A 20,691-nucleotide genomic window follows, 5' to 3' on the forward strand; every position below is an offset into this window, starting at 1 on the left:
TCCTTTCTTTGCGTTGTTATTAATGGCTGTGCTTTTTTCTATGATTCCAAGCTTTTGGTAAAATACAGCACTAAATCATCATCCACACGTACCATCGTACCTGGCAGAACTTCTTTCCCTTCGTACTTAATTCCTGTACCATCAGGAATAAACCCTCTGTGAAAATACATGATTTGTGCTTTGCCATAGTCTTCATATAATCCGACACCAATACCAATATGCTTATAAGAGAGCTGCCTTGCTATTTGCTCAAACTCATCAAACATCTTACTTGCGATCCCTTGTCTTTGATACTCGGGAAATACATTCAAATCGTTGATTTCTGGAATATTTCGATCTGCAAACAGCGAATAATCCGAGTGCATAAGTAAATGACAGCAACCCGCAAGCCTTTCTCCGTCGAAGCCTATTAACGTAACTCGCTTCCCATTTTTATTTTCTTCAAAACATCTTTGGTAATAGCCATCCTGCCGTTTCTTGCCATGAGCTCTAAATTCTCGATCTAACCAGTCTATGTATTCTTCTTTATCCAGTCGTTCTATGGAAATCATAGTGAAGCTCACCTCCTGAAGATTAAAGCGCTTGCTTTCATAACACTTTAAATCTCCACTTTAACGTACTCGATTTCATAGTCTTGAGGTATAGAATGTTTAGGTATAACCAAATATTATTCTTTTGCTGTAACGATCTATTCTTTTATTTGATCTTGGTTTAGGATAAATTCCCCATTGGCCCACAAGCCTCTTCTGACCGTCCCGTCCGAACGCGTCTGTATTCCAAAGCCATGCTCCAAATTATACTCCCAGCATCCCTCGAACTTGGTTCCATCCTTCCATTCATATATCCCTTTCCCATGAAAAAATCCATCCTTCCATTCCCCGTGATACCGATCACCATTAGCAAAAAGCTTAGTTCCTGTACCATGCTCCACATCGCGGCTCCATAGTCCCAAATACTGTGTTCCATCCGACCACTGATACCTACCTTTACCATGTTTCATGCCATTCCACATTTGTCCCTGATAGCTTTCCTGAGGGCCTATCTCAACGTGCTGTTCATTCTCTACACGCTCCTGCCAGTCAGCTGCATATTCCCGTCCCTCGATAACAACCCATGCAGGACTGTGCTCACCGCCTTCTTGGTGACCCTGTATACTACTTAAGCTAGTAAGCTGAGGCTGTAAATACATGGGTTTAGCGGCATACTTATCATCGATATAAGTTTTATAATACCAGCCTGTCAAATCATACATATCAAGTAATAGCCTCTTTACTTCAGTAGGATCAAGTAACAACTCACTTTCCCTTGGATCCAAATATTCTACCCTCTTCAATGGAGAAATAAGGGGAGGAGGAATAATCTCATGATGGATTAACGCTTCCAGTAAATCCAAAGGCTCATTCCCGATTACTTTTAAATCCTCATGAGTGATGATTCGTTCAGTTAGCATTCGTCCTAGTCGTTGAAGATGGTTAAGACATTGCAGTGGATTGCTATCTACAGTGAATTCAGCTTGGGCTGCTAAAGCATAGAACTCCGGTAGCTTGCCTTTTATAAAGTCAAAATTCGTATTTTTCATAGGAAACCATCCTCTCATGCTATGGACTCCACTATGAATTCTCTATAATCCACAAATTTCCTTTTCTACAAATAAGGTCTTTGAAATCCGCAGGATTAGGTAAAGAGTCCAAACACTGGTTACGGTACATTCATACACTAGTCATATGACCCGATGAAGGAGGTTGATGAGATGAGCGGTGTGGATGGATTCGGTTTCGGTTCTCCTGCCTCGATACTAGTCCTTTTTATTCTATTAATCATTATCGGTGGCGCTCTCCTGTTCTTCTAAAGCAGGGTAAAACAAAGGAGCTGCCGCAGCAGCTCCCGGTCTTTTACAAGCTTGTAGAATGAATCCGTATTTGAAGATTTGGATAAGCATCCAACACTTCCGACACTCTTTGTTCCAGTTGGTGAATGTCGAAGGGGTTGCTGAACAGCTCCGCTTCCGGTTCCAATGTAATGCTCGTTCCCGTTTCCTTAGTAGCACCTACGGTCATCACACCTGTTTGTGGAATGCCTTGCTTATAATCCTGCCTATAGATGTGGCCATCTCTTCGTATTTCAACAGATAACTTGTGGGACAAGGCATTGACGACTGCAACACTAATCCCTTTCTCTCCACCTGGGGCAAAGAACGGCGCACTCAAGCTGGGCCTCTGAATATCCGTTAATACCATTTGAACGTTGGGTTTATTGCTTTGGGAAAGCATACTAACGGGTATGCCTCTACCGTTATCAGATAGCGTAACCAACTTACTGTTGTGTACAAAAATATCGATTTCCGTACAATAACCAGCTTGATGCTCTAATATACTGTTTTCCATTAGCGCCCATACCAATACATGGGGATCATATTGCTGACCGTCTCCCCCTAAATATGTTCCCGCATGTTCTCTCGCGTCAACCATGTCCATATAACTGCTTGTATCTGCCAATTCGGTGGCAGCAGCCAGAAGCAGCAGAACAGGAAGTACACGATGCGGCGGTAAGCTGTATTCTCCTCCTCTTTCTTCTTGAACAAGAAGGTCGGAGCCGAGCAGTGCCTTAATGTGGTGATATAGCTGCCCTGTAGTCCCCATATGGAGCTGCTCAACAAGATCTGTGCCAGTAGCCGGTCCTTTAAGAACGGACCTTAAAATATCCAGGCGCTGCTTATTCCCAAGAGCGGATAAAATTTTGGCCAGCTTCTCCCCATCCTGGGCTAGCAGTGTGCTTACGTGTTGTTCATGAGCTTCCCATTTATATTTCAGCGTTTCATTCCGATACTGCCCGGAGTAGTAAATCGTGCCTTCGCTTGCAGTACTATCTGTATCCTGCTCTCTCGTAATGATGCCCTTGTGCCCTGTATCAGCAATGCTAAGCTGCTGTCGGACAAGCTTTTGCAAATCGTTCATTTGTTGCTTCAATTCATCCAATTCAAGCAGTACATCGCGAGTCAAAACAACCACCTCCATTTTTACGTAATTACGTATTTACGTTATTACGTAATTAAATAATACCATCTCTTTTGTTGTTTGTAAATACTTCCATATAGAAAGAAAAACCCCGATCCACTAGGGAGCCGGGGGCTTACTCAGCTACATTTTTGTAAAAAAACCTTTGGCAGAACCGCTTCGATCCGTTAACTTCAAAGTATTTGTAGCCATGAGGGATAAGAAGTACATAAGCAGAGAGATAAGAATAGAACACGTTACTACCCAAGGAAGAGGATATCCTGCATGGTTCATGAACACATAAACCGCTTGCCCACCAATTGCCATAACCGTTAAGCATAGCGCCGTTTTAATGTAATGGCGTACATCTAAAGATATCCCAATAAACTTTGAAATAGATAGAAAGTTAAGCATCGTGATGATGCATATTCCAAAATTGATGCCTGTAGCCACACCGTATATCCCCCATTCGGAACCGAAGATATACATAGCAATCGCTTGAAGAAGCGTGCTCATAATAAAATTCCACATCACTGTCTTCACTTTACCGATTCCAAGCAATACGGCATGGAACGGTTCCTCAAAATAATGCAGCAGGAAAAAAGGCGCCAATAGCTTAAGCAAATTCCCGGCTTCCGGAGAATGATACATTACCGTAGTTAATGGAACGGCCCACATATACAGCACGAGAGTGCAAGGCGCTCCAATCATGAAAGCGAGTCGAATGGCCTGATCGATTCTCTGGTGAATCAGCTTCCGATTATACGTTGCATGAGCTTCACTAATAGAAGGCATGAGCGCAGCGGATAAGGAGTGCATGATGAAGGTTGGAAACATGAGCAGCGGAAACGCGTATCCGGCTAGCAACCCGTATTGTTTGGTCGCCAGAGCAGTCCCGATTCCTGCTACCGCCAAGCTTTTGATGACCAGTGCTGGCTTGATTGCTCTGTAAATTGAATGTATGAAGCCTTGTCCAGTCGTAGGCAGCCCGATATTGAGCAGCTCATATAAAGTTTGTTTTTTATTCATAGTCTGTTGGGATGACGCATGCTTGATGCGTATTTTCTTTTTGTGCAGTGAGTACATAATCATTAGATAAATCAATCCGCCGCCTTCGCCAAGCACCGTACAGATCATTGCTCCTGCCGCAGCATACTCAATTCCGTATGGCAGCAGCATCTGCACGACTCCGACCAGCAAGGAAATTTGAACGATGTTCTCGATCACATCCGAGATGGCGATAGGCTTCATGTTTTGCTTGCCGCGAAAGTAACCTTTAAGCACCGACGATATCGCTACAAGAGGGGTGATAGGTATGATAGCCAACATCGCATAATAGGCTCTTTGATCCGCAAGAATCATGGATGCAATAGGCTTAGCGCCGAAGAAGCTGCCTAGCGTTAACACTATACTAAGTGTCACCGTCAATGTTAACGATACTTGCAAAATCCGTTTTATTTTCGCCTCATCATCCTGTGCTTCCGCTTCAGCTACCAGTTTGGAGATGGCAACCGGCAGTCCAAGACTGGTTAAGGTGATCATCATGGGTACTAACGGATGTGCCATCATGAGCAAGCCGATTCCTTCAGGTCCTAAATAGCGGGCTAAAATAATGCTGTTTATAAACCCTAATATTCTTGTGATAAATGCCGCTGCAGTGAGTATAAATGTGCCCCGTACAAAAGATGAGTCCCGTTTGTCCATGTCGCCTTCCTCTCCATATCTATATACTTAAATTGATATATATTCGGAAAGGATGGCTTGTATGCGAACAAGCCATCAGGCGATCATGTTTAGGCTGAGTAATTTAGCTGCTATTTCGTAGTTGAGAGTCTCTATTAAGAAGGGCGAACTTGTTGAAAAAGAAAATAAACCCGCAACATCTGCGGGTTCATGTATTTCCTAACTTATGATTTAACGGAGCCGAAGAAGTTAACGGAAGCTTCTTGGGCTGGAACGGGAGCTATCTTTAAATCCGGCTTGCGCCCTTGCGGATAAAGAACTACAAATTCACCGCGCTTCAGATCGATTTCGATCGAGCCCTCTTCCAACGGTTTTATTGTATACTCTCTGCTGCCTGAAGTCTCTAACGGACCTTGAAGATCGGTTTGGAGGCGCAAAGGCTCACCCGCTTCACTATGAATCATAATGAACTGAGTCTCTCCCCCCTTCCTTACCGCACTGATCCGGAAGCCACCTTCTGCACGCATATCATGGAAAGCTGCTTCCTCCCACTGCTTAGGAACAGCAGGGAATACGCGAATTTTATCCCCCCAGCTTTGCAGCAGTAAATCATGAATCGATGACGCAGCTGAAAGCGGTGTCTCAATAACCGGTCCTGACTCCATATACATCGTATTCGGCTTCAAGTATTGATTCATGAAATCATTCAGGCACTTCACTGCTTCATCCGCTCGTCCCATGCTGGAATAGATGGAAGAAGCTCCTGTATAGGAATATCCTTGCAAAGCCCCCTTAAACCCAATCCAATGATGAAGCGACTTCAGGATGATATCCCGATGCTCCTCCTGCTCCCAGCTCATCAGATACAACGGATATATCATAAATAAATGCGAATAATGACGGTGTGATAGAGCCAGAGGCACATCTTTACCGATCATAAACCCGGTTTCATCCTGCGGATATTCCGTCAACCGCTCAAGCACCTCTTGCCACTTCGGAATTAACGGATCATTCAGCTGAAGTCTCTTGCAAATATACTGCAAAGTCTGACATCCCCAGCGCAGCAATGACAGGTCATAATTGCAATCCTCCGCCTTATCCGGATATTCCGGCGAAATGGCGAGCGGCAGATGCAGCTTTCCATCCTCTCCATCCTTTAAAAGGTGGAGATAAAAGTTGATGCTTCGACGAAGAAGCGGGTACACCTTGTCCCTCAGCATCGTTTCGTCCATACCATAGCGATAGTGCAGCCAATAGTTATGGCAAATCCAAGGTAAGTTGCCAAGCTCTTCTCCAGCATTCCGAATGCCGTCATAGCTTGAAGAACGACCTATGGCCGCTGAATCATGACGGTATGGCTCTGGAACATTCCGGATCAGGTTTTCCAAATTATGCTCCAGGAACCGGGTTAACGACTCTCCAAGGTGAAGCCTTCCCGAAGCGTAGACCGGCCAATATGTAAGCTGTACATTCAGATTCCACCATATCGCCGGCCATGGCGTTTCGATATAAAACCAAGGGCCCATTAAGTCTAAGAGCGGACGGTCTGCGCGCGTCCCAGAAGCTAGCTTGTACATTTGAATCCAGTACAGGCTCTCAAGACGCGTGTCCGGTATGGACAGGAAGCTCTCAGGATAATATTGGTGCCACCAGGCTTGATGACTTGCAACCAGTGCTTTTAGACCAGTCTTCGCTGCTGTCTCAACAGCACGAATAGCTTCTTCACGCCCACCTGGCTCAGGGTACGACGAACCAACGCTAAGGTACAATACCTCGCTCCCGCTATCGGCATAAGAAGCTGTTCTCCATGCTGTTGCAAATTCACCGCCGGCAGCAAGTGCTTGAACCGTCACTTCCGTCCCATGGACATGGCTCGTCACATGTGGTGGATTAAGATCCGTAATCGCCTCTTTGCGCTTCACTTGTCTCGGATTGATAGGCCTCTCAGGAACGAAGCTCCATGAGCATTCATTTTCTCCTTCTTCCGCTCTCCACTCCACAACAATGACGTGCTGCTCGGTATGAACGAACGATCTCCACTCTATTTTCCCGCTATCCGTATGTATAGAGCCAACCGCTTCGGCATTCCATAAGTCCAATCTAACGGAGCTTGCTTGAATTCGCCCTGTTGTCTTTAAGACTAGCTTGCCGATGGGCAATCTATGTTTACCGTAAATCGCTGAATCCGTTGGCTGCCTCTCCGTTACATCACTTCTCCCAATATCCCATTGGACTTCGTACTGCGTCTGACTGTATATCATTGCTCCAAGCAAACCATTTCCTATAAAAGCGCCGCTCTCCCAGTTCGATGGAAGTGCATTCCATACCAGATCATGTCGTGATAAAAAAGACTCCCAGTCCTTTACCTCCATAGTTTGAAGCACCGATTGCTGTTGAAGCATTTACTGTCCCTCCCATAAAATAAAAGTTGCCCGCTTCTATTCTAAAGCTTGTACTAGATTAAGGAATGGTCGATCCAAAGCAACATTTGCATTATGCTAACGTTTTGCATCAAAAGTACATCCAATTCATAAGATAAGCTTGCCAAAACGCTCCGATATGTTGGTATAATGGTTACACACAACACGTACATAAGGGTGGATTTAAATGGAAGATGACCAATTCATTGCCTACAGGTTCAGAGAAATAAAAAATTTGCTTACGTCCTTTTTGAACCAAGTGCTTCCTGACTATCATATATCTCCGATTATGATGTATGCGTTAGAGTTTCTCCGCAAACATCCCGATTCCAAAGCCGTTGATATCGCCAAAGAATTTGGTCTTACACGCGGCGCAGTTACACAGCTGCTGGATAAGCTAGAACAGGAAGATCTTGTTATTCGCAAACCTCATCCGACAAGCCGAAGGAGCTTACAAATTCATGTTACTCCCAAAGGAAATGAATTGATCAAGAACATCTTAGATGCTTACCACAGTAAAATAGAGCGTCTATTCGCTCACTATTCTATAGAAGAACTTTCAACATTGAGAACGCTATTAAATAAGTTACCTTTATAAATCCTTTCGTTAATAACGAAGGGATTTTTCTTGACTAATACGTTTAGTTATTATACTGTTTAGTAAATAAACATTATACCTTCTAAACATAAGGAGTGACTTTATGAATAAGATTATAGCTATCACCGGTGCTTCTTCGGGAATCGGTCTCGCAACAGCTCTAAAGTTAGCACAAGAGGGTTGGGTTGTGTATGCGGGAACTCGTCATGTTCAACGCGATCAAGAACAGTATGCTAACCACGAGCATCTTCATTTTGTTGAGATGGAAGTCACTCGTCCTGAATCACTCCAGCAAGCATTCTCCGTCATTGAACAAACCCATGGTCACCTGGACGTCTTGTTTTGCAATGCAGGGTATGGATTTCTAAGATCGCTAGGCCAAGCCTCCATGGATGCAATACAGGATGTGTTTAATACCAATGTTTATGGGGTCATGCACTCTATTCGTGCCGCTCTTCCCCTTTTACAGAAAGCAGAGTCGGGCCATATTATAGCGACATCAAGTGTGGGAGGATTGGTAGGGCAGCCATTAAACGAAATATACTGCGCTAGCAAGTTTGCTGTAGAAGGGTTATTGGAAAGTATGGCTACCTATTACAAGCCCTTATTTAATATCGACATCACCTTACTTGAACCTGGTGCCATCGCCACGAACTTTGTCAAAACCGTTCTCGGGCATGTCGAGAAGACTGGCGGACTTTTAGAGGATGAATACAAGTTGATCATCGACGCCTATTTGCACAGCTTCAGCACCCGCAATACAGCCCCACAAACTTCTGAATCGGTTGCCGAAGTTATCCTTGATCTGCTGCGTATGGAAACCAAGCCGTTACGAATCCGCACTTCCGAAGCGGCAGAAGGATTCGTTAGTCTTAAGGTTAGCGCTGATCCTACCGGCTTAGATGGAGTTTTGAAGATAAGAAAAACCCAATTGAATATGTAAAATTAAATAAAAACGCTATCTTGAGAATCATCCACGATAGCGTCTTTATTTGTGATTTAATGACTGCATAAGCTTTGTATCAAATCATTCGTTGTGCCTTGCTCACCAAATCATCACTTAATTGAAGCAGTTGCATAACCTGCTCTTCATCTATTGCTGCAAAACCTATCTGCGTAAGTTCATGTTGAAGATTCGGCGGCAGCGAGCAAGCATGCTCCTCAAAGAATTTCCCATTAGCAAACTCCAAGAACAGCATGAATACTTCTCCGAATAATTGCCAGAGCAAATTATCTAACTGCCTATGCTGGTACAATCTTTGTGCCTTGCGATGAATCAATAAATCCTGAAGACTAGACAAATAGAAGCCTTGAGCTTCAGCCGGATGCATTGCTCTCAAAAACTGCCTGTATCGTTCCACAATTCTTATTGCGCCACCGAATCCATACTCAAGTAAATGGCTTGAAAACGGAAGTATACGGATGTAGGCTTCATAATTCTTTGTTTGTAATTGGGTTATAGGTATTAACGCTCCTGTTGACAAAGTATTATGTACGAACCATAAATGCATAAATGCCGCATCCGCCCATGCCGAGCCTGCCCCCAACCTAGCGGATACGTTCTGTTGTCTCTGTAGACTATCTATTGCCCATTTTTTGCGGTCATTGACGATCTCAATAGCCTGAGCCGCTGTTCGTTCTCTTCCTGACACGGAAAAATAATAATTCTTCGCTTCATTCCACGTATCGGTAAATTCATGCTTGGGATCGTATATAGGTATCGTTTCCAGAATAAATCGATGTTCCCATGGGTCATCCCCTATTTGTTGAACCGTCGGTAGTTGATCCGTCACAAAAAGCTGAATGATCTCACCCTGATATACGAAAATTTGGTCATAGCTCTCGCTTCCGTTAGAAACATAGACCGTTAAGTCCAAATCGCTAAACGAATCCGCATCTCCTCTACCTACAGAGCCTCCTACCTTAGCTGCCCTAACATTCGGAAGCTCAAGCTCCTCGACCACCTGTTTGGCTAATCGGATAAACTGTTCACTACGATGATTCAACCCATCACTCCTTCTCATCGGCCGGTATATCCACCCTCAGATCGAATGATTTGACCGGTAACCCATTGAGATTGATCTCCTGCCAAGAAGGTAATCAGCTCTGCTGCATCCTCCGGTCTACCTATGCGTCCCATGGGAAATCGCGGAAGCAGCGTTTTCTTTATCTCCTCCGTCATCCACCCAGAATCCGTGGGTCCCGGGTCCACACAGTTGACCGTAATTCCTAGTGGCGCGAGTCCTACCGATAACGGTTCTGTCCATGCGATAACCGCTCCTTTAGTGGCTGTATAAGCCAAATTATTCGGATCGGGTCCTTTGGACACCAGATTAATAATACGTCCCTTTGCTGAGGCGGCATGCTTCTGCTCAAAGCGTTTTGCAAACTCCGTGCTTAGCAAAAAGGTTCCCCGTACATTGACCGCATAATGCTGATCAAGCACACTAGCATTCAGATCCAAATAGGTGCTAGGAGCACAGTGACATGCATTGTTAACAAGAATCGTTGGTACCCCTATCGCTTCCTCTGCGTGATCCAATATAGTAGAAAGGCCCTCCGGATCGGATAAATTGGCTTCCATATGTCCGACCCTGACTCCATGAGTCTGCAGCTCCTCCCTTAGCATATTAGGCCAATCTTCGTCGACCCCACATCCTTCCTCCGAATCATAAGGAGTCCAGTGTGTAAAGAAGATATCCGCACCCTCCTTTGCAAATGATCGACAAATTGCGGTGCCAATCCCGCTTCTGCGGCTCACTCCAGTTACAACAGCTAATTTTCCTTTGAGATTTCGCATGATACCTCCAAGTTGGGAGTTAGTCGTTCAGTCTTATTTATTGTCAGGGTACAAGCCAAAGTTAGTACTTATGCATAAGGCGTACTTGCTCTACGATCATTACATGGGAACCACCACAGGTCCTAAAATTTGTAATAGGGTGATCAAAGATGCCGTTGTTATTTCTGTTAATGGGTCCAACAATTTTAGTTTTTATAGGCTTATATCTGTTACACTCTGTCCCTATTACTTTTGCGATATTTTACGGTTGGCTGTTTCTGATTCCTATTGTACAGAAGCGCTCCACCCGCCTTAGTGAGTTAGGCTTTATAATTCAAAAAGGCAATGTAATTCTCGGCCTCGTACTTGGAATGATTTCATTTGGCGTTATTGTCATTGGCGGAGCCGTACTCTCTCCATTGCTATTTGATGCCGATAAGGTTAGGAGACTGCTGCAGGATTGGCATATTGACTATAGCTATACTTAGGGACTGGTAGTCATACTTACCTTCATTAATCCCATTCTCGAGGAATTGTACTGGCGAGGCTTTATGGTGCAGAAGCTAGGTATGAAAAAAGGAGCCGTATGGATCTCATCCTTCTTTTATAGCCTCTATCATGGGGGCGTTCTTTTGCCGCTGTTCGAGTTTCCTTATTCGCTTCTGGTCTGTTTACCTATTTTCGCGGTTGGGATTGTATGGGGATGGATGGCCTCCAACCATGGAAGCTTATGGGGCTCCATCTTATCTCACGCTATGGCGGATGCAGGCATTATCGTTTTATATTTAAAGTATGTTCTATAAGTAACTTAAGATTGAGTAGCGGAAGCTAAAAGCTCATTCAGCATGTACATAGCTAACCGTATCACCCAGTATAACAAGCGCTTCACCATCTTGTACTCTATCAAAACGTCTGTTTCTGCTAAGCTCAAGCTGCTGAAGCTTTCGCTCAAAATCGGGATCGTCCGCGATAAAGCGATTGTAATGAGGAATGACCGCCTGTTGGGTCAAACCGACAGCATAGTAATCTTCTTTAAGTTCCTCCAAATCCATATTTTCGTAGCCGGCAATACGGTTCAAATCGTTGACATGCTCCAAAGTGTCGGCAATTACCATAGCACCGGCACTGACACCTATGATCAGCTTGTGCTGCTCTGCCAGTTGTCTCATCTGTTCTACCGCATTTCTACGTTTCATTTGCAGCAGGAGATAAAAAGGATTGCCGCCATTAATATGAATAACATCATAATTCGCGAGCAGTCGAGGGTCATCGAATTCGATATCCACCAAATCGCAACAAACGAGACCTAGTCGTAGGAGGCAGGCTTGATCGGTTAGTGCGGTTTGGCTTTTATGTTTTTTGGAAGAGGCTGTAGTAATGATGCAGGCTTTTAACTTTGCGGGAGGGGAATCGAGCATGGTAAGGATTTGTTCTTCGATGGCGCTGCTGCTGATTCCGTCCGAGGTTAGTAGGAGCTTCATATGCCCTCCTTTCCTTAGCATATTTCATACGGATCATAGAAAAATTGACAGTCGATTGAAGAATCGCTTCTCTCAAAGGCATTAACGATGGCGTCAATCTTAACTCTATACCTGTGCTGCATATGGCGGATAATAAATCACCCACTGGCTCCACGGAGACAGGCTTTACGGCTTGCAGGGATGTATAGTAACCAGCATTTAGATCATAGATCTCGAAATCACTTTCGTTAAAGGTATACCGGTACAAATTGGTTTCCCGCATTCCATCCAGCCAACCTGCTTCCACTGCTATGACTCGTTGGACCGCGGCTTGTCCGAAAAAACGATGCTTATCTTCTTCTGTCGTACGTTCATCCGGCCAAATACACACTCGGGGGCAATTTCTTGGAAAATAATAATGAGGCGCGTGAAATTCGTCTATCGCCCATACTTGAGCTGGCTCTTCAGAGCGATAATCCAATTTTCTGGGAATAAACATTTGGATGTCCGGTTCTTCGCTAAAATGATAAAGCAATCCAATTAGCCTCCTGTCTTCTTTCATTCTTTCATGGCAGGTTCACAAAAATCATATGGCATTTTTCGGAAAAAGTATAGACTATTTGTTTATCTCTTGATAAAGTTAGATGTACTGCAACTCAACGCCTTGACATGCAACCGTACAGGCTCGTCAACAACCGCCATGATGTTTGGGGGTTTTTCTATATTTTTATGAAAGGATTGGAGCTAGCAAATGGACATTATTGAAATTTCGACTCATTTAATAGATGAAGATACGGACCAACCAAGATACCAGTTCGATGAAGATGCGCTTCAGGAATTAATGAAAAGTATCGAGGAGCTCGGATTGCTCTCTCCTATCAAGGTAAGATCAGTCAAAGATGGACGTTATAAAATTATATACGGCAACCGGCGCTACAAAGCATGCAAAACGCTAGGCCGTCCGACCATCCCTTGTATCGTATCCGATATTACAGACGAAACGGAAATATATTTGGAGCAAATCGCGGAAAATTTGACGAGGGAAGGCTTCTCTCCGATAGAAGAAGCGGAAGCGTTTAACAAGCTGTTGAATGATCCGAAGTTCAGCAGCTCGACCAAATTTCTATCCAGCCGGCTGGGCAAACCGGAATCCTATATTAAAAACAAATGTGAGCTGCTCAAATTCAGCAATGCTGTCAAAAAGATCATCGTCGCAGGCACCGAGATCAAAAAAGATCGTCTTACCGAAGATCAACTGCTCCCACTCAAGGATTTGCCATTGGAGCATCGCGATTCGCTCGCCCTGATCATTGCTCGTGACGAGATGCCAGTGAGTGACGTCAAAAAAATCGCCCGTTTATTTAAAGATAAAACAATCTCTGCAGGCACGAAGGACAAGCTATTATATAAATCGGGTCATGAGCTACTGGAAACCTGGTCGACATTTGAGCAAAATAAAGCGGAACGAGCTAAAAAATCAGAACCTAAGGAACCGAAGGAAACAACAAAAAAGGAAAACCCGGCGATAATTGATCAAGAACCCGTATCAGCATCGCCAGCGGCTACCGCATCTGCCAAAGCCTCAATTGAAGGCAAGCTGCAGCGTCTGCTTGATTTTCTTCCTGCCCATACTCCACAGCCTATGGATCTCATTAACATCCAGGACAACGACAGAGAGATTTTGGCACAAGATATGGGAAGGCTCATTGAGCAGCTGGAAAAGCAGCTTGCCGAGTGGAGACATATTCAAGACAGCGTGAAGTCCGCTTCCGAACCGGTGTCCTCTGGACTCACTCTATAATTCATCATGGTTGTTCTCGCAGATTGGAGGACAGCCTTTTTTATTTATAAATCACTGCCCGGGTCCTTAGGTTTGTACCGCTCTTTCCATAGAGTTTGAATACAATTCAGCCCCCAAAGTACACCATATATAATTGCACAATCTACGAAATAAATGAATAGCTGTATATTGATGCTTTGAATAAACCACACTCCATTATCTATTAGCTCATGGTACTGTATAAAAAATCGAAATGGAAAACCATATCCTGTTCGTTGAGGTCCAGCTCCTGTTACAACGGAGCCCGGGAACAGGAGGATTGTGAATAAAGCCAACCAAGCTGAAGCATACGCCATTTTATTATTTAGCTTCAATTTCTTCTCTCCCTAACATCATCCCGAGTAGTGTCAATTTAAGCTCTCTTCCTGTTCAAATAAAAGGCATAATCACGTGAAACGCTGTGGTAACTCTGTACCATGTATCAAAATGCTCTCGTATATGTGACTGAATGGAGTTAAAATGAGTGATAGCATCACGAATGATAATCAAAGATCTCTATCAGGTCATTCATCGGACATCAGCCCATTTAACGAATTTATTTTTTGTAAATAAAGCTCCATCGTTTTTCGACTTCCGCCTCGTTGCGGAGCAATAGCCGGGAAATTATCGAGAGCAAAAACTTTCACTCTTCCCTCTTCACTGTCGCGGATCGAGCCTCCGATAGCTTTGGCTTCATAGAAAAAATTAATCATAGGGCCTGGATAAGCCAAGTTCTTATTGAACTGCCATCCCAATAAATCAGTTATTTCTACCTGAAAGCCCGTTTCCTCATAAGCCTCTCGGATAGCTGCTTCCTCTGGCGATTCCCCATACTCTCCATGACCTGCAGGTAGCGCAGCGGGATATTCAAGAGGAGCTTTGGGAGGCAAAATGGCCACAATGCCGTTTCCAGCTGTAATAAGAATAACAACTCCTATCGCATTGGATGGAAAATGGACCCACTTACACTGAGGACAGCAGACCCGTTCAATCTGATCATCATTAATTACTTGCTTGCTCAGCTCCGAACGGCACATCGGGCAGTATTGATACCTAAGGCGTGGCAATACGATATCTGGATAGATCATGGTATACCCTCCTTTTACAAGGGACTTAACATGTCCCATATGGACTTTTTACGTCCTTTCACATATTTTATCATCCATTTTTTGTAAGCACAAGCTGTTTATATAAGAATAAACCATCTCTTTTCAAGATGGTTTGAGACTGACAGTTATGAATAATGTTTATCCTTCTATGAGCATCGTACTACAAAATTTCTTATCCTGTTAATTGATTGATAGATCAAGATTTTTCAATCCTGTCTTCACACTCAAGCCCCAGCCAAATGCAACTTCAGTACTTGTTACTTCAGCGCGAATAGTGTTTATGCCCTCCTGCCACCGAACCATAGCACTTGCAAAATCTGGACGTATCCGACCATCACTGCCGGGTGGATCCCATCTCCAGTCGCCTTGATACACTTCTTCATCGTTAACCCATAGACGCAATCTATCACTGAAGCCAAATGTGAGTAACGACTCCGTTTCCTCGGATAGCATAAACTTGCATTCGGCTTGAACTGCGACTCCGCTTCCTGAAGGATATAAACGGTTCAAATTGAGCGCCCCATTCTCTTCAACGTAAGCTTCCAGCCAATTCGATTCATGCTCTGCTTGGGCACCTTCAGTATATGGCTTGGACACCTTCCATTTCGTAACAAAGGTATCGTCCGCCAGCTCCTGCAAATACGCATCGTTCGCTTGGATTGATTCAGAGGGAATTTCTTCTACAGAGAGATTTCGGATGTAACCAGGAAGATAGCCCCATACTCCAACCCTTCCCTTTGAACCCCCGTGCTGAAGATTGGATATAACTAACTGTGGTTCCGCAACGTTTCCAACCCAGACAATAGCATGGTTTCGGTAGACGTCAAGGACAAGCTTTGTCCACACTCCACGATCAAAAGTCGCTGGCGCTTGATAGCGCGGGCCATTATATATTTGCCAAGTCGTTGAACCGTTCATCATTGGGTCATATTGAATTTCTCCCGGTGTCTGCTCTCTTCCAGGCGATACATAGACCATCTCATAGTTGAATGCATCTCTCGCCCCGAACACTAATCCGATATAACCTAGTCCTGGACAACCAATTTCCGCCTGCAGACGATAACAATCGAGGTCTAACTCTTCACGAGACAACACTGGTGCTGCTCGTTCATTATGATTAAAATAAAGAGCATCCTTAGAGCACCAATGTGCGGGACATGCACCTGAATGGCCAATATCAAAGCAATCCAAATCATCGATTAAGCTCCATTGCAACTTGGACATATGAACACCTCTTTCAGAGATTGTTAGTAGAAGATTAACAAAACAAAACTCCAATAAAAATGGTTATTTATTCCATTTAATCATATAGAACATACGTTCCTTTGTCAACAAATTTAGATAAGTCATATTAAAATCAGAATGTTCTTTCTTAGCTCAGTTGCTCTTAGCTCTGACTTAAAGTATATTGAATATGTTTGGTAATTTTTCACTATGGATTTTCAAAGATTAATGACCGCTGGAACGGAAACTTTATAGGCATCGATGAAATAAAGCGGCGTCCTGGAGGTAGATTCTATGATTCTTTTTAAGAGTACTCGTCCCCGATTTGTTATGCTGCTTCTTCTACTGGTTTCTCTCACTGTTCTTAATGCTCCCTTTAGCCTATCGGCTGGCTCTGAAGCAACCTCCAGTTGGGTTTCTTATGGCCAAGACGGTAAACTGGTCTATAAAAAAGATGAATCCGGCAATCGCATAATGGACTTTTCGACCGCAGGATATATGGGGGGAGGTGTGGCGTTCCCAGAGGTTCCTGTAGTGAAAACCATCCAGCCTTCTGGAGGCGATGATACTTCCGCGATACAAAATGCCATTAACGAAGTCTCCGCTATGCCTCTCAAAGACGGATTTCGAGGGGCGCTTCTGCTCGGTACCGGCACCTTTATAACGACCAAGCAAATAAACATGAAAACCAGCGGCGTCATTGTGCGTGGAAGCGGCTCAGGCAATGGCGGTACGGTTATTCAAATGAACGGATCTCCATTCCTGCTTTTCAATATCGCTGGTACCGGCACGCAAACACCTAGCGTAGGTGTTAACATCTCTGATCCCTATGTGCCATCAGGAACTGATACCATTTCGGTTAGCAGCGCGTCTGGCTTCAAAGAAGGAGATAATGTGCTAATCAGCCGCACCGCCACTAAAGAGTGGATTCATTTCATGGAAATGGATACTTTAGTCAGGGACGGTAAGGCTCAGACCTGGATCGCCCCTGGTAGCAAAAGCACGACAGACCGGGTTATCAAATCCATTGTCGGTAATAAAATTACGTTCGACGCACCATTGACAGACTCCTTCGATTCCAAATATATCGGCAGCCCGGTAGGAACCGTCGCCAAATATACGTTTCCCGGCAGAATATCGCAGGTAGGTCTGGAGAACCTCAAAATTCAAGCTCCAGCTGTAGTCGAAAGGTATAGAGCCGTCTATATGAATGCAATCATGGACTCCTGGGTACGTAATGTTGTGATTCAAGACGGTATAGACAACTTTACGATAGATAAAGCGTCTAAGCGGATTACGGTCGATAACGTAACGGTGAATCATACGATCTCCTCAACGGATTCTGCTGCTCCTGCGAGCTTTACCTGCACTGGAACTCAAATACTGTTTAATAAGAATCAGGCCAATGATATTCAGAACAAAGGCAAAGGCTCCTGGGCATTCGTAACGCAAAATCAGGGCGCTGGTCCTATCGTGATTTTGAATTTTACTTCAACCGAAAAAAATGGAATTGCACCTCATCAGCGCTGGACAACAGGCATCCTTGTCGATAACAGCCGTTTTACAAACCAGGGCAACGATGCGGAAGGCATCGTATTTATGAATCGGACGACAGCGGGATCAGGACATGGCTGGCCTATGGGATGGTCTGTAGCATGGAACGTGGAGTCTCCGCAAATTCTCGTATCCCAAGCTCCTGGAACGATGAACTGGTGTATTGGTTGCACTGGTAAGAAAATATCTTCCAAGGATCCAGAAGGCCAATATGACTCTTGGGGAGTAAAAGTAGCTCCGGAGAGCTTATATCTTGCGCAGCTGAAAGAACGTCTGGGCCCAAGTGCTCTCACGAATATCGGTTATGCGCCTCCCACCGCAGCGGCCGAGAAGACTGCACCGAAGGTAGAAGAAAATCCGTTAAAAGGGCAGCTGTGGTGGATTTTATCGGGTCTGGGATTTATCGTTGCGGTAATCGGATGGATCATTTATTCCATATTCCGCAAAGGAAATACACATTCTGCATGAAAAAAAGCCGTATAAACGGCTTTTTTTGGATTGAAACAAGATAAGCACCTAATGACTTGCGATAGGTTCAATATATCGTTTACCCGCCAAATGAAGTAAAGCTTACTCCAAACGCCACTGCAGTCGTCAATACCGCACTCCAAAAAACGATCCCGATCGTCATCCAAGTAATTAGCTTTTTGGGATCGGCGCTGAACGATATACCAATAGCCGCCCCCAGTGGAGCTCCTGTCAAAAGCGGTGACAACAGACCGAGTCCGGCAATTCCGTATTTATGCCAAATGCGGGTCATGGTGCCTCCCCTACCTCCCGACTTGCTTTGAAAACGACGTACAAGCCAATTACGCAGCGATGACCCAAAGAAAATAACGACAATAGCACTCACTAATGAACCCGCCCCGCTTAGTATTGCCGTCATTACCGGATGCAGCTTCAAGGCGAATCCAAGAGGGATCGCTGCCCACAGTTCCAATATGCCGGTCCCAAGAACAGAAGCCCATGCTAGCAAGCTATTCATTCAGATCACCTGAGTTGTTGTGTATAGGACTCCATTTCATACTGTTTTCCACCCTTCCATGCTGTTCAAGCTTAAGATAGAAGGTATATACGTACCTCCGAGCAAATGGAAACAAATTTTTTCATAACTTGCCCCATCCTACCACAATTTTGTCCAACTGCTTTATTATCCATCAAAAATAAATCTCTCTCGTCTTCGCATCATGGCTTAAAATAGTGTACAATGCAATAATGAACATGATTAGAAATTGTATAGTGAATTAGGAGATGCTGGAATGGCAAACGAAGAAATTATTTTAACGCCAGACGGACTGGCCAAATTAGAGCAGGAGCTCGAAGAGCTCAAAACCGTAAAGCGGAAGGAATTAGCCAGCCGTATAAAAACCGCTATCAGCTATGGCGATTTGAAGGAAAACAGCGAATACCATTCCGCCAAGGATGAGCAGTCATTCATGGAAACCAGGATTCTCACGATTGAGAAAATGCTCAAAAGGGCTCGTGTCGTAGATAAAATAGACACTTCTTCTGTCAACGTTGGGTCTGTTGTCGTCCTATTAGATGTAGAATTTGCTGAGAAAATCGAATATAAAATAGTAGGGCCATCCGAAGCAGAAGTACTGGAAAATAAAATTTCCTACGAAAGCCCTCTGGGCAGTGCGCTCATGGGTAAATCCGTAGGAAGTATTATCGTAGTCAACGCACCTGTTGGGGAAATCAAGTACGAGCTGCTGGAGATTAGAGCCGAGTAGTCTTTAATAATGGAATCCAACGGCAGTACAGAGCCAAGAGGCATGCTTCTAACGCATGTCTCTTATTTATTTCATTACCATCCCGTTACGACCGAACCAAGGCTCCAAGTGATCCCAGTGCTCCGTCAACCAGATCAACTCTTCAGCAAACCGTTTGGGAGGTGCGCTGAACGTGTCTATATCTGTTTTTAACCACCAATGCGCCTCACGGCACCATAACAGCTTTAACGATAATGATAAGCGTCCCTCCGGAAAAGAATGTTCCTCTCTATATCCCTTCAAAAAAGCTGCCGTTGGTCCGATATGAAGAACTCCTTCGCTTAATGAACCTGATAAAATAGCTCTCGCTATATCGATTTCCTGATAGCCGTACTGTACCGTATCAAAATCTACTATACGAATGTCTCCGTCCACCCCAGCTAGCATATTATCGCTCCATAGATCCCAATGTGCCCACCCAGGCTCCAGCTCATCGAATAGGGATAGATCAAGTTGAGACAATAACTGTCCCTGACGTTCAAGAGCACGTTTCAATTGAGCTTTGGATGAAGGCAAATCATCTGCCATGTCAAATTGTTTCCGCCACTTTTCCTTCATTGTTCCAAGTGTGGGAGTCCAATGCACTCCTTCTCCCGGATAACGGGATAGTACGCTGTGCATGCGCCCGGTAGCTTGTCCTATTCGGTACATCAACTCCACGTTCAAATGGCCGGCACGCGGGGGTGTTGATCCTTCAAAATGCTCCATAACCACATAGAAATACCCTGAATTCGATTGAAAAATATATTTTCCTTCATGACTTAGCACATCTGGACATACCTGAGCCTGATCATGCAGTATCTTTTGAAAGGACAACGATTTGGAGACCTTCAATCTGAGGTTGGCTTCCGCCAAACAATACCGTTTTGGGTGGTAACATTTGATGAACAGTTTGTTTATCGGAGTAGCTACAATCCATTTCCAATTGTGAAACCCCATATAGAGTGCACTGTAGCTGCTGATCTCGATATTGAATTTTACTTTTAAATGGGCAAAAACATCCTCTCTGACCACGGACTCCTCAACTAGACGAGCCTCCGTCGAATTTGTCATATTATTCCCCTTTTCTCGAAGAAATCGCTGGATCCATTGCTGCTTATTATTCAAAATCTTAAGCGAACTCCCGTTCTAGGGTCAAATGTCATAATGATTGATTTATATTTGTGGACATTCTCAACAACAACTTACAGGATATGGTATTAGCCCTTTTTCTGAAAACTATCCTTTTCAATTCTCTTCGTATATCGCTTGTTTTCTTTATATTATGTCGGTTACTACAT

At 44.2% G+C, this 20,691-nt stretch carries 21 protein-coding genes; 8 read left to right on the forward strand and 13 right to left on the reverse strand.

The annotated features are described in order from the left end of the window. Positions 1-38: 38 nt before the first annotated feature. The gene (locus tag QMA13_RS21685) at positions 39-551 is read right to left on the reverse strand and encodes a GNAT family N-acetyltransferase (RefSeq protein WP_282935816.1); all 513 of its coding nucleotides are present in this window, start codon (positions 549-551) and stop codon (positions 39-41) included. A gap of 137 nt (positions 552-688) precedes the next feature. Then, complete coding sequence (locus QMA13_RS21690; RefSeq protein ID WP_282935817.1) at positions 689-1,579, reverse strand: MORN repeat-containing protein; 891 nt, start codon at positions 1,577-1,579, stop codon at positions 689-691. A 171-nt stretch (positions 1,580-1,750) separates the two neighbouring features. On the opposite strand from QMA13_RS21690, the gene QMA13_RS21695 reads away from it, so the two are divergent. Further along, positions 1,751-1,849: a YjcZ family sporulation protein gene (locus QMA13_RS21695; RefSeq protein ID WP_282935818.1), complete on the forward strand. Its 99-nt coding sequence runs from the start codon at positions 1,751-1,753 to the stop codon at positions 1,847-1,849. A 43-nt stretch (positions 1,850-1,892) separates the two neighbouring features. Here the strand turns inward: QMA13_RS21695 and QMA13_RS21700 are convergent, their stop codons facing one another. From QMA13_RS21700 to QMA13_RS21710, 3 genes are all read right to left on the reverse strand, one after another. Continuing rightward, entirely contained in the window at positions 1,893-2,999 is a 1,107-nt protein-coding gene (locus QMA13_RS21700) for an ATP-binding protein (protein ID WP_282935819.1), read from the reverse strand. A gap of 138 nt (positions 3,000-3,137) precedes the next feature. After that, entirely contained in the window at positions 3,138-4,697 is a 1,560-nt protein-coding gene (spoVB, locus tag QMA13_RS21705) for a stage V sporulation protein B (protein WP_282935820.1), read from the reverse strand. A gap of 203 nt (positions 4,698-4,900) precedes the next feature. Beyond that, positions 4,901-7,078 (reverse strand): glycosyl hydrolase family 95 catalytic domain-containing protein, encoded by a 2,178-nt coding sequence (locus QMA13_RS21710; protein WP_282935821.1) that lies wholly within the window; start codon positions 7,076-7,078, stop codon positions 4,901-4,903. 205 nt (positions 7,079-7,283) lie between these two features. Between QMA13_RS21710 and QMA13_RS21715 the strand changes: the two genes are divergently transcribed. Both QMA13_RS21715 and QMA13_RS21720 read left to right on the forward strand, forming a co-directional pair. Beyond that, entirely contained in the window at positions 7,284-7,694 is a 411-nt protein-coding gene (locus QMA13_RS21715; protein WP_282935822.1) for a MarR family winged helix-turn-helix transcriptional regulator, read from the forward strand. 103 nt (positions 7,695-7,797) lie between these two features. After that, positions 7,798-8,637, forward strand: coding sequence for an SDR family oxidoreductase (locus QMA13_RS21720; protein ID WP_282935823.1), 840 nt, complete (start codon positions 7,798-7,800; stop codon positions 8,635-8,637). Positions 8,638-8,716: 79 nt separating this feature from the next. On the opposite strand, the gene QMA13_RS21725 is transcribed toward QMA13_RS21720, so the two are convergent. Together QMA13_RS21725 and QMA13_RS21730 are read right to left on the reverse strand one after the other, a co-directional pair. Beyond that, entirely contained in the window at positions 8,717-9,700 is a 984-nt protein-coding gene (locus QMA13_RS21725; RefSeq protein ID WP_282935824.1) for a nucleotidyltransferase domain-containing protein, read from the reverse strand. Between the two features lie 14 nt (positions 9,701-9,714). Continuing rightward, the gene (locus tag QMA13_RS21730; protein ID WP_282935825.1) at positions 9,715-10,494 is read right to left on the reverse strand and encodes an SDR family oxidoreductase; all 780 of its coding nucleotides are present in this window, start codon (positions 10,492-10,494) and stop codon (positions 9,715-9,717) included. Positions 10,495-10,664: 170 nt separating this feature from the next. Between QMA13_RS21730 and QMA13_RS21735 the strand changes: the two genes are divergently transcribed. Then, entirely contained in the window at positions 10,665-10,961 is a 297-nt protein-coding gene (locus tag QMA13_RS21735) for a hypothetical protein (protein WP_282935826.1), read from the forward strand. Between the two features lie 12 nt (positions 10,962-10,973). After that, positions 10,974-11,276 carry a CPBP family intramembrane glutamic endopeptidase gene (locus QMA13_RS21740; protein WP_282943494.1) on the forward strand — a complete coding sequence of 101 codons (303 nt, stop codon included), beginning with the start codon at positions 10,974-10,976 and terminating at the stop codon, positions 11,274-11,276. Between the two features lie 33 nt (positions 11,277-11,309). On the opposite strand, the gene QMA13_RS21745 is transcribed toward QMA13_RS21740, so the two are convergent. Next, a complete protein-coding gene (locus tag QMA13_RS21745) occupies positions 11,310-11,891 on the reverse strand; it encodes a Type 1 glutamine amidotransferase-like domain-containing protein (protein ID WP_282935827.1) in 582 nt (193 codons plus the stop codon). Next, complete coding sequence (locus QMA13_RS21750) at positions 11,824-12,468, reverse strand: DUF6886 family protein (protein ID WP_282943706.1); 645 nt, start codon at positions 12,466-12,468, stop codon at positions 11,824-11,826. Before QMA13_RS21750 ends, QMA13_RS21745 begins: the two co-directional genes overlap by 68 nt. 216 nt (positions 12,469-12,684) lie before the next feature. Between QMA13_RS21750 and QMA13_RS21755 the strand changes: the two genes are divergently transcribed. Continuing rightward, on the forward strand, positions 12,685-13,734 hold the full coding sequence (locus QMA13_RS21755) for a ParB/RepB/Spo0J family partition protein (RefSeq protein ID WP_282935828.1): 1,050 nt from the start codon (positions 12,685-12,687) through the stop codon (positions 13,732-13,734). 542 nt (positions 13,735-14,276) lie between these two features. Here QMA13_RS21755 and QMA13_RS21760 read toward each other — a convergent pair. Then, on the reverse strand, positions 14,277-14,840 hold the full coding sequence (locus QMA13_RS21760; RefSeq protein WP_282935829.1) for an NUDIX domain-containing protein: 564 nt from the start codon (positions 14,838-14,840) through the stop codon (positions 14,277-14,279). A 201-nt stretch (positions 14,841-15,041) separates the two neighbouring features. Further along, positions 15,042-16,085, reverse strand: a complete 1,044-nt coding sequence (locus QMA13_RS21765; protein WP_282935830.1) for a hypothetical protein — start codon at positions 16,083-16,085, stop codon at positions 15,042-15,044. Positions 16,086-16,379: 294 nt separating this feature from the next. Between QMA13_RS21765 and QMA13_RS21770 the strand changes: the two genes are divergently transcribed. Continuing rightward, complete coding sequence (locus QMA13_RS21770; RefSeq protein ID WP_282935831.1) at positions 16,380-18,107, forward strand: hypothetical protein; 1,728 nt, start codon at positions 16,380-16,382, stop codon at positions 18,105-18,107. 79 nt (positions 18,108-18,186) lie between these two features. Here the strand turns inward: QMA13_RS21770 and QMA13_RS21775 are convergent, their stop codons facing one another. Then, on the reverse strand, positions 18,187-18,624 hold the full coding sequence (locus QMA13_RS21775; RefSeq protein ID WP_282935832.1) for a small multi-drug export protein: 438 nt from the start codon (positions 18,622-18,624) through the stop codon (positions 18,187-18,189). 274 nt (positions 18,625-18,898) lie between these two features. On the opposite strand from QMA13_RS21775, the gene greA reads away from it, so the two are divergent. Beyond that, positions 18,899-19,372 carry a transcription elongation factor GreA gene (gene greA, locus QMA13_RS21780; protein ID WP_282935834.1) on the forward strand — a complete coding sequence of 158 codons (474 nt, stop codon included), beginning with the start codon at positions 18,899-18,901 and terminating at the stop codon, positions 19,370-19,372. 66 nt (positions 19,373-19,438) lie between these two features. On the opposite strand, the gene QMA13_RS21785 is transcribed toward greA, so the two are convergent. Beyond that, entirely contained in the window at positions 19,439-20,464 is a 1,026-nt protein-coding gene (locus tag QMA13_RS21785; protein WP_282935836.1) for a phosphotransferase enzyme family protein, read from the reverse strand. Between the last annotated feature and the right edge of the window lie 227 nt (positions 20,465-20,691).

Origin of the sequence: Paenibacillus sp. RC67 (assembly GCF_030020805.1) — a bacterium.
GTDB lineage: Bacteria > Bacillota > Bacilli > Paenibacillales > NBRC-103111 > Paenibacillus_S.